Source organism: Tuberibacillus sp. Marseille-P3662 (assembly GCF_900178005.1).
Taxonomy (GTDB): Bacteria; Bacillota; Bacilli; order Bacillales; family Sporolactobacillaceae; genus Marseille-P3662.
The window spans coordinates 1979287-1993891 of record NZ_FXBS01000006.1; the positions used below are offsets into that span (position 1 = coordinate 1979287).

Sequence of the window (14605 nt, forward strand, 5' to 3'; positions counted from 1 at the left end):
AGACATCCATTATTTTTAGAAAATATCCAACTGTTTAATTCGCTGAACGGCTTCGAGAAGCCGTTCTTCACTATCCAAGAGTCCGACCCTAACATAACCTTCACCCTGTTCTCCGAAACCCACACCAGGTGCAACGACAACATGGGCTTGTTCAAGTAACACATCAGCAAATGCTTCAGAGGAATAACCATTAGGCACAGGGAGCCAGGCAAAAAATGAGCCTTGAGGAGCCCGGACCTCCCATCCGATATCTCTTAAGCCATTGATAAACGCATCCCGTCGGTCTTGGTAAATTGCAATCAGATCTTGGACACACTGCTGCGGACCTAACAGCGCTTCCTGAGCGGCCTCCTGAACAGCCCCAAACAAACTGACATTAAAATGATCTTGAATCAATTCTAGAGACTCTATCACACTAGCATTGCCAACGGCAAATCCGACACGCCATCCGGCCATGTTATACGTCTTTGACAGGGTATACATCTCGACTCCAATATTTTTGGCCCCGTCTGTTTGCAAAAAACTTACAGGCTTTTCGCCATCATAAGCCAGTGCACCGTAAGCAAAATCATGAACCACACAAATATCATGTTTCTCGGCAATATCGACAGTCTTACGGAAAAAATCCGCTGTAGCGGTTGCGGCGGTTGGATTATTCGGATAGTTTAAAAACATTAACTGACTATTATTCAGCACCTCGGTTGGAAGCTCTGTATAATCAGGTAAAAATCCGTTCGCTTCTTTAAGTGGCATCATCGCCATCTCTGCCCCCGCCAATGCAAGGCCTGACCAATAATCCGGATAGCCTGGATCAGGCACGAGTGCGGTATCCCCTTCATTCAATAAACACTGACTGATTTCCACAAGACCTGCTTTGGCCCCGAATAGAATCGCAACCTCTGTTTCCGGATCAATGTCAACGTCATATTCTCGTTTATAAAATTGGGCGACCGCCTCTTTAAAAAAACGATAACCTTGAAACGGGGAATATCTATGATATTTCGGTTTGGCTACCGCTTGTTGCATCGCATCAACAATATGCGGCGGTGTCGGTAAATCCGGACTCCCCTGTCCTAGGTTAATTACATTATGTCCCTCAGCGCTGAGAGCGGCTGCCTTTTTAGTCAATTTAGCAAAAAACTGTTCTGGCAGACGATTTAACGCATCCGATCTGGCAAATGATTTCACGACTAACACACCCATTTCAGTATTTTCAGAATAACAATCTTTAACTATTAATCTTAGAGGGGATCTTTTACATTGTAAAGACCCTAGCACAAGAACAAAACTTGAAACGTAACATAAGTAAATAGTAAACGCCTAAAGGATGGATGAGGCATGAGCAAAAAAGTTCTGTTTTTTGGTGATCCCGGCATTGATGACGCAATAGCCCTTATTTACGCTCATTTTAACGATGACATTGATATTGTCGGCATTGTTGCTGAATATGGCAATGTATCAAAGGAAAAAGCTACGGAGAACATCCGCTATCTTTTACAACGTGTCGGACGCACAGATATTAAAATATTCGGTGGTGCTGAGCGACCGCTAACTGGAGAGACACCCTATTTTTATCCTGAAGTTCACGGTGTCGAAGGCTTAGGATATGTATCACCACCGGGACCTCCAGAAGCATTTGAAAATTTCTTCAATGTTGTTGATCTCATTAAACAATACCAAGATGAGATCATCATTGTCAGTACCGGCCGGCCAACCTCACTCGCTACACTATTTATCCTTTATAAAAACTTGATGACCCATATCAAATCTTTTTATATTATGGGCGGGGCGTTCTTCTTCCCAGGTAATGTCACCCCTGTCTCCGAAGCCAATTTTCATGGGGATCCAGTTGCCGCTGATATCGTCTTAAGATATGCCCAAAATGTATATCTCTATCCACTTAATGTTACCCACTATGCTGTTGTCACCCCAGAAATGGTCAATATCATTAACGATGCGGGCAAATCAGATCTCATAAAACCGATGATGGATTACTATTATTACAACTTTTATCAGGAAAAGTATCCAGCATTACAAGGCGCCCCTGTCCACGACTTACTGACCTTAATGGCCGTTCTCGGTAAAGATATGTTTCAATATAGTGAGTCGAAAGTCGTTGTTGATCAGTCAGAAGGGGCGACACGCGGTCAAAGTATCGGCAATTTTCGGCCTGAGGATCTATTAAAAGAATATGATTATCCTGTGCACCGCATTGCTTTTCGTTTTGACTATACTCAGTTTTATCGTGAATTGATGACAACACTGACTTAATCTACGAGGAGGCCTCAACCATTATGATTGATTTTTTGCGTCAACTTGGTCAAAATAACCATTATGGTCAAATGTATCTCGCTCTAATGGAAGGATGAATACCCTTGTTTAACGGACCTATACTTTTTTTACTCCTGCTATTAATCATTGGTTTTATCGCGAAAAATCAATCTCTGATGATTGCGGTCGGTTTTTTGTTAGTGATAAAAATCATTGGATTGGACGATAAAATTTTCCCCTACTTTCAGTCGAAGGGCATCAAATGGGGCGTGACTATTATCACCATTGCTGTTCTGGTCCCTATAGCCACGGGGGAAATTGGTTTTAAACAGATGGGAGACGCCTTAAGGTCCTATTCAGCATGGATTGCGCTTGGTTCAGGTGTCATTGTTTCGCTCATTGCCCGTAACGGGTTGACGCTGCTGGCTGATGACCCGCACATAACAACGGCACTTGTTATGGGAACAGTCTTAGCGGTTGCCTTGCTTAACGGTGTCCCCGTCGGCCCCTTGATTGGCGCCGGCATCGCTTATTTGGCAATACGACTCGTTCAGTTGATGGCCTAAAACAATTGAAGTGTTCCATTGACTTCATATCCTAAATCTCTTAAGCTTGCTATGGTACTTATATTCGTCCGAAAAATCAACTGGAGGATTTTCAATATATGCTTAATGTTAGTAACGTCAGTTTACAATACGGTGATCGCAAACTCTTTGAAGATGTCAATATCAAATTTACGCCCGGTAATTGTTACGGTCTCATCGGTGCCAATGGCTCAGGAAAATCAACATTCCTGAAAATTCTCTCTGGAGAGATCGAGCCGCAAACGGGTGAGGTCCATCTTGATCCAAGCGAACGCCTCGCTGTTTTAAAACAAAACCACTTTGAATATGACGAATATAATGTGATACAAACCGTGATTATGGGACATGATCGGCTCTATCAGATTATGCAGGAAAAAGACGCGCTTTATATGAAAGGTGATTTCACTGAAGAAGACGGCATGAAAGTCGCTGAACTTGAAGGTGAATTCGCTGAATTAAATGGTTGGGAAGCGGAATCCGATGCTGCCGTGCTGCTCAAAGGCCTCGGCATTGATGAAGATCTGCAAAACAGGCAAATGGCGGAATTGACCGGTGATCAGAAAGTAAAAGTGCTTTTAGCACAAGCTTTATTCGGTAATCCTGATATCTTATTGCTTGATGAACCGACGAACCACTTGGATATTAATGCGATTCAATGGTTAGAAGAATTCCTGATTAATTTTGAGAATACCGTGATTGTTGTTTCGCACGACCGCCATTTCCTTAACAAAGTGTGTACGCAGATCGCTGATTTGGATTACGGAAAAATTGAAATTTATGTAGGTAACTATGACTTCTGGTATGAGTCAAGCCAATTAGCTAATAAAATGGCGAAGGAAAGAAACGATAAAAAAGAACAGAAAGTCAAAGAACTGAAAGAGTTTATCGCCCGATTCAGCGCGAATGCATCAAAATCCAAACAAGCAACATCGCGGAAAAAACAACTTGAGAAAATCACGTTAGATGACATTAAACCATCATCTCGTCGCTTCCCTTATGTCGCGTTCAAACCGGATCGCGAAATCGGAAACGATGTCTTACAGGTTGAGGGGCTAACAAAAACTATAGATGGTGAAAAAGTCCTTAATAATATCAGTTTTACGATGAACAAGGATGATAAAATTGCGCTCGTTGGCCAAAATGAAATTGCCAAAACGACACTTCTCCAAATTTTAATGGGAGAAATCGAACCCGATGCCGGAACGTTTAAATGGGGCGTGACGACATCACAGTCCTATTTTCCAAAAGATAACTCAGCTTACTTTGATCATAGCGACTTAAATTTAGTCGATTGGCTGCGGCAATATTCACCCGAGGATCAAACTGAAACCTTTATTAGAGGCTTCCTCGGTCGGATGTTATTCTCCGGTGAGGAAGCACTCAAAAAAGCCAATGTCCTCTCCGGTGGTGAAAAAGTGCGTTGCATGTTATCAAAAATGATGCTAACAAACGCGAATGTTCTTTTGCTTGATGAACCGACCAACCACCTGGATCTAGAGTCCATTACAGCGCTGAACAACGGCTTAATTAGTTTCAAGGGATCGATTATTTTCGCTTCCCATGACCATCAATTCGTGCAAACCTTAGCCAATCGAATCATCGAGATCACTCCTAACGGGATCATTGATAAAGAAATGAGCTACGATGAATACTTGGAAGATGAAACCGTTCAAAAGCAGGTTGCCGAATTGAATCAATAATATGAATCATACCGGGTCCCTTTCATACATGGGGGGCTCGCTTTTTATATTGTGCTAAATACATGAAATAAACCTGATTCAACACGAATGACCAAAAAGAGCTGAAACTTTTTGATAACGTCGTCGTATAAAGAATAGAATGATGAAAAGACATCAGGAGGGCAATATATGATCACAACCGGCATCATCATGATTGCCATGAGCTCAGTGTTAGGATTTTTAGTGATTCCAGCGTTGACATTGTCGGTAATCATGACCGTTATCATGTTTATATTTTCTATTTCAGCCGGCATCATTGGATCTATATTGGTCTTTGCCGGTGTCTTACGCGATCGTCTAAAAGAAAAGGAGGAGGATGATCAAAATGATTATAGTCAATACTGAAACCGTCCCTGGAGAGAACATTGAAGAAGCTTTAGGTGTTGTGAGAGGGAATGTAGTGCAAGCCAAGAACGTTGGCAAGGATATCGTGGCTGGTTTCCGTCAATTAGTGGGCGGTGAGATTAGAGAGTATAGTGACCTTATGTCAGATGCACGAAAAAAAGCGACTCATATTATGGTGCAAGAAGCGGAAAAAATGAATGCTGATGCCGTTGTGAACGTTCGATTTGTTACGTCTCAGGTGATGTCAGGTGCATCGGAATTAATGGTCTACGGCACCGCCGTAACACTGTCAAAATAAGTTATCAAAGCTAATAAAATGATGACATTGTTTTTATCATTTTCCCTTTATAAAAAGACCGTTGGCACTGGGCCAGCGGTCTTTTTATGCTTATCTTTGAAACGATACGGATTCTTTGCTATGACCAATAGATATGGCTGTGTGCTGCGGTTGCGTTTGCGCCATCACGGCTCCATTTCGAATCGAATAAAGCACCGATGCCTGACGGCGAACGGCCTCATACTCATCATTAGCGTTTAGAATGATAACGTTGGCTGGTTTGCCTTCTTGGATGCCATACTCATCCTCAATATGCATCGTCTTTGCACTATTGATTGTGATAAGATCAACGGCATCTTTGATTTGTTCATACCCCATCAGCTGACAGACGTGAATACCCATATGAAGCACTTGTAGCATATTTCCGGTTCCCAGCGGATACCAAGGGTCAAAGATATCATCATGACCAAAGCAGACGTTCAGCCCTTCATCAAGCATCTCTTTTACGCGCGTGATGCCGCGTCGTTTTGGATAGTCATCAAAGCGGCCTTGCAAGTGAATGTTGACCAATGGATTAGCAACTAAATTGATCCCCGAGAGCTTCAATAACCGGAAAAGCTTCGACGTGTAAGCCCCATTATAAGAATGCATCGCTGTTGTATGGCTGGCTGTCACCCGATCACCCATACCTAGACGATAGGCTTCAGCAGCGACAACCTCAATAAATCGGGATTGTTCGTCATCAATCTCATCACAATGAATATCGATCAGACGATCATATTTTGCAGCCAGTTCAAATACTTTTTTCATCGATTCAACCCCGTACTCCCGCGTGAATTCAAAGTGGGGAATGCCGCCAACAGCGTCTGCACCTAGGCGCAGGGCCTCTTCCAATAATTCAGCACCCTTGGGATAAGAGAGAATCCCTTCTTGTGGAAATGCAACGATCTGCACATTAATATAAGGTGCCATATCCCGTTTTACTTCCAACAACGCTTTTAATGCCGTTAACTCGGGATCCGTAACATCAACATGTGTGCGAACGTGTTGGATGCCTTGGGCTATTTGCCATTTCAAGGCTTGAATGGCCCGTTTTTTCACATCTTCATTTGTTAATGACTGTTTTCTTTCTGACCAACGCTGAATGCCTTCAAATAACGTACCACTCTGATTCCACTCCGGTTCACCTGCCGTTAACGTCGTATCAAGATGAATGTGCGGCTCAACAAATGGTGGCAAAACAAGGTTCCCTCCAGCTTCTAAAATCTCATCATGGGAGGTGGTTAGATTTTGCCCAATTGTTTCAATAATACCGTTATTAATAACAAGATCCCAAAGACCCTTTCGGCCCCGTAGTGTAGCGTTCTTAATGATCATAAGTCCGTTGCCTCTCCTTTTTCTGTTACCTGCGTCGTTGCGCGAGTCAGCGTATGACTCAATAGCGTAATAATAGTATGTGGAACCGCCGCGCCAAGAATCGCATTGATCGGCGGCAGGCCTGGAGCCCACTGTGCCAATCCAAATCCACTTATCCAAGCGACCATCGCCGGCCAATGAAACGTTCTAAATGTCATCTTATGAAGCATAGGGTAATGGCCCCGCCTGACAATAAAATAGTCTGCAAGAATAATAGCGCCAATCGGTGGTAAAGCTGATCCAAGAAACGTTAACCAGTCAACAAAATGATTGTATAACCACATCGCGAGTAGCGTGCCAATAACGCCATTAAAAATAACCATTTTCTTCTTCGTGATTTTCGTGATGTTGGAAAACCCGAGACTTGAGGCATATAACGCATTATCATTGGTCGTCCATATATTCAAGCCTAGCACAAGAACAGCTGGAATAATCAACCCTTGTGTGAACATCACTTCAGAAATATCTGACTGACCCGTCGCCATTGCCCCAACGGCTCCAAAAATGAACATTAATGAATTGCCGATAAAAAAAGCAATGAGTGTGGTGATAACCCCTGTCCACTTGGATTTCGCAAACCGGGCAAAGTCTGGTGTTAACGTGCCGCCGCTTGCAAATGAGCCGATACAGATCGTTAAGGCAACCGCGATTGATAGGGTTTCATCTGGTTGATAAGCCATAAGCCCATCCATACCACCGACACGATCCCCTGCCTTCAAGACGGAATAACTCCCAAGAATCGTGATGGCCGGAACAGCTATGAAGCTAACAATGGTAAGAGCTTTCATGCCATAATAGGCGGTTGCCGTCATAAGCAATCCTACTAATAGTATCAAAAATGTGGTATTCATGCCCGTCGCTTGATGCACCGGAAAAGCAAACATGGCGCAACCGACACCAAACCAACCAACTTGGGTCGCCCCCAGCATAAATGAGGCAAGATAGGACCCTTTTTCTCCAAACGCATAACGTGCCAATAAATGCGTTGATAGGCCGGTGGCTGCGGCAATATAACTTAAAAATCCTGTATACGCGCCAAGAATAAGATTACCTGCCAAAACAATCCATATAAATTGTATGAATGTTAATCCAGCACCCAGGTCACCTCCGGACCACATACTCGCAGAAAAAAACGTAAATCCAAGCATAACAACGAACATCTTCCAAAAGCCATGACGATTTTGCGTCGGAACCGCCTGAAACGTATAGTCTTGATCAACATATGATTGCTTCATATAGTCAATCCCTCCAGTTTACAAATAGTTTATTTGAAACTGGCACCCAAAAAAAACTTCTTGTCACACTTACTGACAAGAAGTTTGAGCAAGAACGTCTGTGCGAAAAACCAATATCGCATTAAGCATTCTTTCCGTCCGACCTTGTCAGCCTCACTGGACTGCATTTAAAGGTGCCATGTATTCAACTGTTATTATAGTGCATTATATCAAGGCAAATGTCAATGCTGCTTTTCTATTTGTAAAAATTTTACTTTATTCCATTCATCCTTCCGCTACATATTTCTATGGGTTATAATAAAGTTATAAAAGTCGAAAGGAGGTCTAACCATGGTGAATCATGACGATGTTACACTAGGCGACGTTCTCCACGCAGTCCAACAAACCCATGCTCAAGTAACAGCGTTAGACAAAACAGTCAAAAGTCTGGATCAAAAAGTTGAAAGTTTGGACCAAAGAGTTGAGCACTTGGACCAAAGGGTTGGGCACTTGGAAAACAAATTTGAGAACCTAGACAACAAATTTGAATCATTCAAGACGGAAACTAAAGAACGTTTTGACAAAATCGAACCCATGATTGATGACACCCACACTAATATCGAAGTCCTCGTTAAAGAAAATTGGCAGAATAAAACATCCATCCTTAAAATTAAAAAGAAGATTGGCATGGAATAACGAATGCATCGAACCAATCTTCTTAATCCTCTTTTTTATTCAATTCATTAACCGCGATCCTGCACCCGATTGGAGCGGTTCAAGATTTTTCCGAGAACAACTACCAAAATAGCAAAGACAATCGGTAAGATCACATGAAGATGCAGATGTAGACCTTCAATAAAGCCTCCGACAGCTTTATCCTTCAACATCATTTCTCCGGCAGTATAGCCTAATAATGCCGCCCCTATAATAACAATAATCGGAAATTTGTCCATTAACGTCATTAAGAGCTGACTACACCAAATAATTAAAGGAATGCTAACTGCCAGTCCAATGATAATCAACACAATATTGCCGTTAGCTGCACCGGCGACAGCGACAACATTATCCAAGCTCATAATCAAATCAGCCACAATGATCGTTCGAATCGCTCCAAACAAATTCGAGCTGCCCTCAATATCTTCATTATCATCACCTTTAAGTAAATCAACGGCGATATAAAGGAGCAGCAAACCTCCAACAAAATTTAAAAGCGGAATTTGCAGCAAATAAACAGCCACAAAAGTTAAAACAATCCGCAAAGCAATGGCACCAAAACTACCATAGAATACGGCTTTTTTCTGATACTTTTCATCAAGATTGCGGCATGCTAAAGCAATAACCACAGCGTTATCACCGCTTAAAATAATATTGATCAGAATAATTTCCAATAACCCTATAATGATACCACTGTCCATATCTGTCGTTCCCCTCTTTTTCCTGTAAAACACAAAATCCGATTTATATTGTAATCGTTTTCTAGGATTAAGTAAAACAATTAAAAGTCTTAATTGTGATTCATTCTGGAACCATAAAGGAAGCTAGGGTAACCCCCAGCTTCCTCATCCATCACTCTTTATTGTCTAAATTTAGCTTTGCTAGTTGGTCAGCTAGTGCCGTATTCACCGGCTCGTCATCTTGTTTTTTAAGATAATTTTTCACATCATGCTTGGAGGCTTTTGTCTTCTCTTTCTTCTTCCGCTCATTAAACGTTGATAATTTTTCGCGGTGACCGCATTGGCACACGAACATTTGCCCTTCTCCATGCCCATGAAGTTCGAGTTTCTTTTTACAATTAGGGCAGCGCGCATTCGTGATTTTCATTTTATTTTGCCGGTAGCCGCATTCACGGTCTTGGCAGACGAGCATTTTTCCTTTTTTATTGTTGACTTCAAGCATGAATTTTCCGCATTCCGGACAGCGTGTGCCTGTTTTATTTTGATGCTTAAAGGTCTTGTCACTGTCTTTGATTTCATTAACCGCATCTTTTGTATAACCTTTAATTTCATCCATAAATGTGTTCTGATTAAGCGATCCGTTGGCAATCGATTCTAACTTCTGCTCCCATTCGGCGGTTAATACGGGTGATTTTAAGTCCTCCGGAACAAGCTCCAGCAGTTGCTTTCCTTTCGATGTGATCGAAATCCCAGTGCCTTTTTCCTCGATCAAAAAACTATTATACAGTTTATCGATGATATCCGCTCTAGTTGCCACTGTACCAAGTCCACCGGTTTGTCCTATCGTTTTCTTAAGATCTTTGTTGTCACTTTCCATATACTTAATGGGATTTTCCATGGCTTGGAGGAGCGTCCCTTCATTAAAGGGCTTCGGTGGCTTGGTTTCACCAGCTGTCTTCGTAACCGCTTGAACATTCAAGCTTTCACCCTTTTTGATGTCAGGTAAATGTTGATCCTCTGAGGATTCACCGGACTCATCATCAAGGTTTTGATCATAGACTTCTTTCCAACCGGAAGTGATCACCCGTTTACCTTTAGCCGTAAAGGTTTCGTCACCAATTTTGGCGACAATCGTTGTCTGCTCGTATTCATGCGGCGGATACAAAATAGCCAAGAAGCGCTTCACGATCAGATCATAGATTTTTTGTTCTTTGTCACTCAAGTCACTCAATAATGCCGGTTGTTCCGTCGGTATAATCGCATGGTGATCCGACACTTTTTTGTCATCCACAAACGCTTTTGTTGGTTTGATCGGACGCTTCAAGGCCTTGGCAGCCGCTTTCCGGTACGGCCCGATATTACAGGCCCCAATTCGATCCTTAAGGGTTCCGACCATATCCGATGAAAGATGCCGTGAATCCGTACGTGGGTATGTGACGAGTTTGTGCTGCTCATACAACCGCTGCATGGTTGATAACGTGTCTTTCGCGGACATGCCGAAAAACTTGTGCGCATCACGCTGCAAATTGGTTAAGTCATAGAGCTGCGGGGCGTAGCTTTTTTTGGCATTTTTATTGACGTCGGTCACGGTGGCCTGTTGATTTTGAACAGCTTTTATGATCCTATCACATTTGCTCTCATCAAAAATCCGGGTATTATTTTTGGCATCTTGCCAAGTGAGTTGGATTCGATCCGTCTTAGCCGTGATACCGTAATAAGGTTTCGGCGTAAACTGTTTAATTTCCTCTTCACGTTTAGCAATCATCCGTAAAGTCGGCGTTTGCACCCGTCCACAAGATAATGATGCATTATATTTTGTTGTTAATGCCCGGGACGCATTTAGGCCGACATACCAGTCCGCTTCAGCCCGGGCGACCGCAGCCCGGTAAAGGTTGTCATACGCTTTCCCGCTTTTAATATGTTTGAACCCGTCTTTAATCGCCTTATCCGTGACCGATGAGATCCACAGTCGTTTGATCGGCTTCTTAACACGCGCTTTTTCAATGATCCACCTGGCAACGAGCTCACCTTCACGCCCCGCATCAGTGGCAATCACAATGTCACTCACATCTTTCCGATGCATTTGTGCTTTGACCGTACTGAATTGTTTGCCGCTTTTCTTAATGACGACGAGTTTGAGCTGGGAAGGCAGCATCGGCAAATCATCAAGCCGCCATGTTTTATACTGATCATCGTATACCTCAGGATCAGCCAAGGTGACTAAATGGCCTAAAGCCCAAGTGACGATATAGTTATCCCCTTCTAAAAAACCGTTGCCTTTTTTCTTGCAGTTTAAGACACGTGCAATATCGCGGCCAACGGAAGGCTTTTCTGCTAATACTAACGATTTTCCCATAAAAAAATCCTTTCAAGTTCACTATACTATCATTCATTATAACATCCTTTGGTTCATGGATACTATAATGAAGGCTGTTCTAGCTGAAATGCTTGGGCAAGACATTGATAGGAATACCTTTTCGATGCAGGATCATGGATATTAGTGATGATCATGAATTCATCGGTTTGGTATGTTTCTTGCAATGTGAGAATGTTCGCTTTAACTTGGTCAGGCGTTCCAACAATCATCCGTCTCCGATTCTTTTCAATACGAATGCGATCTTGCTCTGTGTAGGGATAGCTTTGAGCTTGTTCAACTGTGGGAATCCCCTTCTTCTCACCTTTTTCAATTTGCAGTAACCACAGATCCTGACTGGTCGCCAAACGCTCAGCTTCTGCCTCTGTATCCGCACAGACGACGAATACGCATACACAGGTTTGTGGTTCTTTTAAAAAATCAGAAGCCTGAAATGACGCACGATAATTGGCCAACGCTTCTTCCCCCTGATCGGGATTGATGAAATGACCGAACGTTAATCCTAACCCGAGGTCTGCAGCTGTTTGGGCACTGCCAAGCCCGACACCAAGCAGCCATGGATACGGCCCGTTTTCACTGACCGGCGTTGCCGTCACGCCATAATAAGGATGATCATCAGGCAGGTTATCTTTTAAAAAATAAGTGACATCTTGAACTTGTCCGGGAAAATCATTGAGACTTTTTCGAACACCGTCGGTTAGCGCCCTCCGTGTTTTCAAGTTACCGCCTGGAGAGCGCCCCATCCCCAAATCAATGCGGCCAGGATGAAGGTTGCTTAACACTCGAAAATTTTCAACCACTTTATAAGGACTATACTGCGGCAAAAGCACACCACCTGACCCCACTAACATTGAATGGGTATGAGCGGCAATTTGTCCGATTAAAATTTCCGGTGAAGAACCCGCAAGACCTTCAATATTGTGGTGTTCAGCCACCCAGTATCGGGTATACCCCAATCGCTCAGTGAGTTGAGCTAAGTCTACGGTCTGTTGTAAAGCATCTTGTGGCGAGGAACCCTCGGGTACAGCTGATTGATCGAGGACACTTAATTTGATCATGATGCTATCTCCTTAAATTGAGTTTGTTTGTCTCCAAATAATATGTGGCCATAAAAAAGGCTTTCACTGTAAAAAGTTGTGTGATTGCTCCAGCATGGATCATGTTCTCGACTTCATCGAAATTAAAAAGGTTAATGTCTATTTCCTCAGTATCATCCAAGAATTGCTCAGACGTTGTCATTGCTCCTGTAATGAGATAAGTGGTCACAGTATTATCTTGGATCGCCGGATTGACCTTGGATTCACTGAGTAGAATAGGTTCTGAAGACGAAGTCATTCCCGTTTCCTCTTTAACTTCTCTGACAATCGCTTGTTGTTGCGATTCACCTCGCTCAGCTTTTCCGGCTGGAATCTCAAGAAAAAAATCTCTTGCCGCATGACGGTACTGATTGACCAATACGATTTGACCTTTAGTCGTTATAACAATGGCATTCACCCAGTTCGGATATTCATGAACATAATAATCCTCTATCACCTTCCCATTGGGTAGCTCGCATGTTTCTTTTCTTAAGTTACCGAAGGGCGTTTGGTAAATGTAATTAGACGCGATGGTCTTCCATTTTTGCATCAAATATCCCCCATTTTTTTTAGACTCATTCATAAACTAAGACTATCACTTCGCCCCATTTTTTGGAACTCTTTTTTGCAACCATGTAAAAAGGAGTTTTCCCCATTTGAGAAAACCCCTTAAAACCTTATTTATTGCGGTGCTGGTGACTTTTCTGTTCGACCGCTATTCGTTAACCAACGGTGCTGAATGTGTTCCCCTATGCCCAGTACAACAGCAGTCAAGACTGCGCCGAAAAACGTCACTTCGATGACGTCAAATAGCCATGCACCAAAGTAAACGATGACCGTTGCCGCCACAAAGTCGGCTATCGTACTGGTCCATACTGTATCTTCCGTAAGCATCATCACTTCCATCAGATGTCCGACAACCGCCACAATCAATCCAAGAACAATGGGCTGAAGCAAGTTGGCAAAATCAACATTTGGGAAGATCCATCCTGATAAGATCACAGCTATAGGACAAACAATGACCTTTGTGATCAATCCAGTCATTTTTAATACCTCCTTTTAGGAAGTATTGTTTGTCCAATACTATAAAATATGGGTGGGAAAAACAGGATTAAACGGTATTACACATATAGCACAATCGCAAAAAAGTGTAACGCGGAACCCGCTAAAACAAACACATGCCAAACCGCATGATGATAAGGAAAACCTCGCCAGACATAAAAAATCGTTCCAACGGTATAACTTAATCCTCCAATCAATAAAAGAAGCAAACCGATGCTGTGGAGATTGGAGACTAATGGATCCCATGCAAAAACGATCATCCACCCCATAGCTAAATAAATGAAGGTCGACATATATAAAAACTTTTTAACAAAAAGGATTTTGAAAATAATCCCGAAAGCCGTGACCCCCCAGAGAATCCATAACAAACTCCAGCCGAGTTGACCTTCAATAATATTTAATAGCAACGGCGTATACGTGCCAGCGATAAATAAGTAAATCATTGAATGATCAACAATTTGAAAAATATTTTTAACTTTCCCATCCTGAAGTCCGTGAACCAAGGTTGATGATAGGTAAAGCATAAGCATGGTAACACCATAAATGATAAAGCTCACAGTACTTTCCAATGACTGTTCATTGGCCGCAATGATTAAAGCAATGAGCGCTGGAATGCTAAAGACAACACCGATACCATGGGTAATCGTATTGGCGAGTTCTTCTTTCTTACTATATTGGTGCGTGTTGGCCATGAGATACTCCCTTTCACTATAGGCCATTGCCTATCCTAGTATTCATCATATACCATACGGAGTGAATTGTGATATGATTTGCTGAAATTCACATATTTCATGAGCGCCCTTGACTTTTTTATTTTACCTTTTAGGTTGAATATTATTATTACAATTCTTGT

Annotated in this window: 15 protein-coding genes; 6 read left to right on the forward strand and 9 right to left on the reverse strand. The window is 42.5% G+C overall.

Annotated features, from left to right (window positions below):
• Window positions 1–15: 15 nt before the first annotated feature.
• Window positions 16–1188: a pyridoxal phosphate-dependent aminotransferase gene (locus B9Y89_RS18340; RefSeq protein WP_085524619.1), complete on the reverse strand. Its 1173-nt coding sequence runs from the start codon at window positions 1186–1188 to the stop codon at window positions 16–18.
• A 150-nt stretch (window positions 1189–1338) separates the two neighbouring features.
• Between B9Y89_RS18340 and B9Y89_RS18345 the strand changes: the two genes are divergently transcribed.
• The 5 genes from B9Y89_RS18345 to B9Y89_RS18365 all read left to right on the forward strand — a co-directional run bounded on the left by B9Y89_RS18345 (window position 1339) and on the right by B9Y89_RS18365 (window position 5237).
• On the forward strand, window positions 1339–2271 hold the full coding sequence (locus tag B9Y89_RS18345) for a nucleoside hydrolase (RefSeq protein WP_085524620.1): 933 nt from the start codon (window positions 1339–1341) through the stop codon (window positions 2269–2271).
• A 104-nt stretch (window positions 2272–2375) separates the two neighbouring features.
• A complete protein-coding gene (locus B9Y89_RS18350) occupies window positions 2376–2837 on the forward strand; it encodes a DUF441 domain-containing protein (protein WP_085524621.1) in 462 nt (153 codons plus the stop codon).
• A 98-nt stretch (window positions 2838–2935) separates the two neighbouring features.
• The gene (locus B9Y89_RS18355; RefSeq protein WP_085524622.1) at window positions 2936–4555 is read left to right on the forward strand and encodes an ABC-F family ATP-binding cassette domain-containing protein; all 1620 of its coding nucleotides are present in this window, start codon (window positions 2936–2938) and stop codon (window positions 4553–4555) included.
• Window positions 4556–4723: 168 nt separating this feature from the next.
• Window positions 4724–4939, forward strand: a complete 216-nt coding sequence (locus tag B9Y89_RS18360) for a hypothetical protein (RefSeq protein WP_085524623.1) — start codon at window positions 4724–4726, stop codon at window positions 4937–4939.
• A complete protein-coding gene (locus tag B9Y89_RS18365) occupies window positions 4920–5237 on the forward strand; it encodes a YbjQ family protein (protein WP_085524624.1) in 318 nt (105 codons plus the stop codon). Before B9Y89_RS18360 ends, B9Y89_RS18365 begins: the two co-directional genes overlap by 20 nt.
• A gap of 90 nt (window positions 5238–5327) precedes the next feature.
• On the opposite strand, the gene B9Y89_RS18370 is transcribed toward B9Y89_RS18365, so the two are convergent.
• Complete coding sequence (locus tag B9Y89_RS18370) at window positions 5328–6593, reverse strand: cytosine deaminase (protein WP_085524625.1); 1266 nt, start codon at window positions 6591–6593, stop codon at window positions 5328–5330.
• On the reverse strand, window positions 6590–7867 hold the full coding sequence (gene codB, locus B9Y89_RS18375; protein ID WP_085524626.1) for a cytosine permease: 1278 nt from the start codon (window positions 7865–7867) through the stop codon (window positions 6590–6592). The genes B9Y89_RS18370 and codB overlap by 4 nt, the downstream gene beginning before the upstream one ends.
• Before the next feature lie 330 nt (window positions 7868–8197).
• Between codB and B9Y89_RS18380 the strand changes: the two genes are divergently transcribed.
• Window positions 8198–8542: a hypothetical protein gene (locus B9Y89_RS18380; protein WP_085524627.1), complete on the forward strand. Its 345-nt coding sequence runs from the start codon at window positions 8198–8200 to the stop codon at window positions 8540–8542.
• A gap of 47 nt (window positions 8543–8589) precedes the next feature.
• On the opposite strand, the gene B9Y89_RS18385 is transcribed toward B9Y89_RS18380, so the two are convergent.
• From B9Y89_RS18385 to trhA, 6 genes are all read right to left on the reverse strand, one after another.
• Window positions 8590–9261 carry a TerC family protein gene (locus B9Y89_RS18385; RefSeq protein WP_085524628.1) on the reverse strand — a complete coding sequence of 224 codons (672 nt, stop codon included), beginning with the start codon at window positions 9259–9261 and terminating at the stop codon, window positions 8590–8592.
• 151 nt (window positions 9262–9412) lie between these two features.
• Window positions 9413–11596: a DNA topoisomerase III gene (locus tag B9Y89_RS18390; RefSeq protein ID WP_085524629.1), complete on the reverse strand. Its 2184-nt coding sequence runs from the start codon at window positions 11594–11596 to the stop codon at window positions 9413–9415.
• A gap of 62 nt (window positions 11597–11658) precedes the next feature.
• Window positions 11659–12672, reverse strand: a complete 1014-nt coding sequence (locus B9Y89_RS18395; protein WP_085524630.1) for an LLM class flavin-dependent oxidoreductase — start codon at window positions 12670–12672, stop codon at window positions 11659–11661.
• Between the two features lie 4 nt (window positions 12673–12676).
• Entirely contained in the window at window positions 12677–13240 is a 564-nt protein-coding gene (locus tag B9Y89_RS18400) for an NUDIX hydrolase (RefSeq protein WP_085524631.1), read from the reverse strand.
• Between the two features lie 131 nt (window positions 13241–13371).
• The gene (locus tag B9Y89_RS18405; protein WP_085524632.1) at window positions 13372–13734 is read right to left on the reverse strand and encodes a DUF2512 family protein; all 363 of its coding nucleotides are present in this window, start codon (window positions 13732–13734) and stop codon (window positions 13372–13374) included.
• A gap of 77 nt (window positions 13735–13811) precedes the next feature.
• Window positions 13812–14444 carry a PAQR family membrane homeostasis protein TrhA gene (gene trhA / locus B9Y89_RS18410; RefSeq protein ID WP_085524633.1) on the reverse strand — a complete coding sequence of 211 codons (633 nt, stop codon included), beginning with the start codon at window positions 14442–14444 and terminating at the stop codon, window positions 13812–13814.
• Between the last annotated feature and the right edge of the window lie 161 nt (window positions 14445–14605).

Coding starts and splice junctions, on each gene's coding strand:
- codB (WP_085524626.1), bottom strand. CDS start 7,867: ATGAAGCAATCATATGTTGATCAAGACTATACGTTTCAGGCGGTTCCG.
- B9Y89_RS18380 (WP_085524627.1), top strand. CDS start 8,198: ATGGTGAATCATGACGATGTTACACTAGGCGACGTTCTCCACGCAGTC.
- B9Y89_RS18365 (WP_085524624.1), top strand. CDS start 4,920: ATGATTATAGTCAATACTGAAACCGTCCCTGGAGAGAACATTGAAGAA.
- B9Y89_RS18395 (WP_085524630.1), bottom strand. CDS start 12,672: ATGATCAAATTAAGTGTCCTCGATCAATCAGCTGTACCCGAGGGTTCC.
- B9Y89_RS18390 (WP_085524629.1), bottom strand. CDS start 11,596: ATGGGAAAATCGTTAGTATTAGCAGAAAAGCCTTCCGTTGGCCGCGAT.
- B9Y89_RS18360 (WP_085524623.1), top strand. CDS start 4,724: ATGATCACAACCGGCATCATCATGATTGCCATGAGCTCAGTGTTAGGA.
- B9Y89_RS18355 (WP_085524622.1), top strand. CDS start 2,936: ATGCTTAATGTTAGTAACGTCAGTTTACAATACGGTGATCGCAAACTC.
- B9Y89_RS18385 (WP_085524628.1), bottom strand. CDS start 9,261: ATGGACAGTGGTATCATTATAGGGTTATTGGAAATTATTCTGATCAAT.
- B9Y89_RS18345 (WP_085524620.1), top strand. CDS start 1,339: ATGAGCAAAAAAGTTCTGTTTTTTGGTGATCCCGGCATTGATGACGCA.
- B9Y89_RS18400 (WP_085524631.1), bottom strand. CDS start 13,240: ATGCAAAAATGGAAGACCATCGCGTCTAATTACATTTACCAAACGCCC.
- B9Y89_RS18370 (WP_085524625.1), bottom strand. CDS start 6,593: ATGATCATTAAGAACGCTACACTACGGGGCCGAAAGGGTCTTTGGGAT.
- trhA (WP_085524633.1), bottom strand. CDS start 14,444: ATGGCCAACACGCACCAATATAGTAAGAAAGAAGAACTCGCCAATACG.
- B9Y89_RS18405 (WP_085524632.1), bottom strand. CDS start 13,734: ATGACTGGATTGATCACAAAGGTCATTGTTTGTCCTATAGCTGTGATC.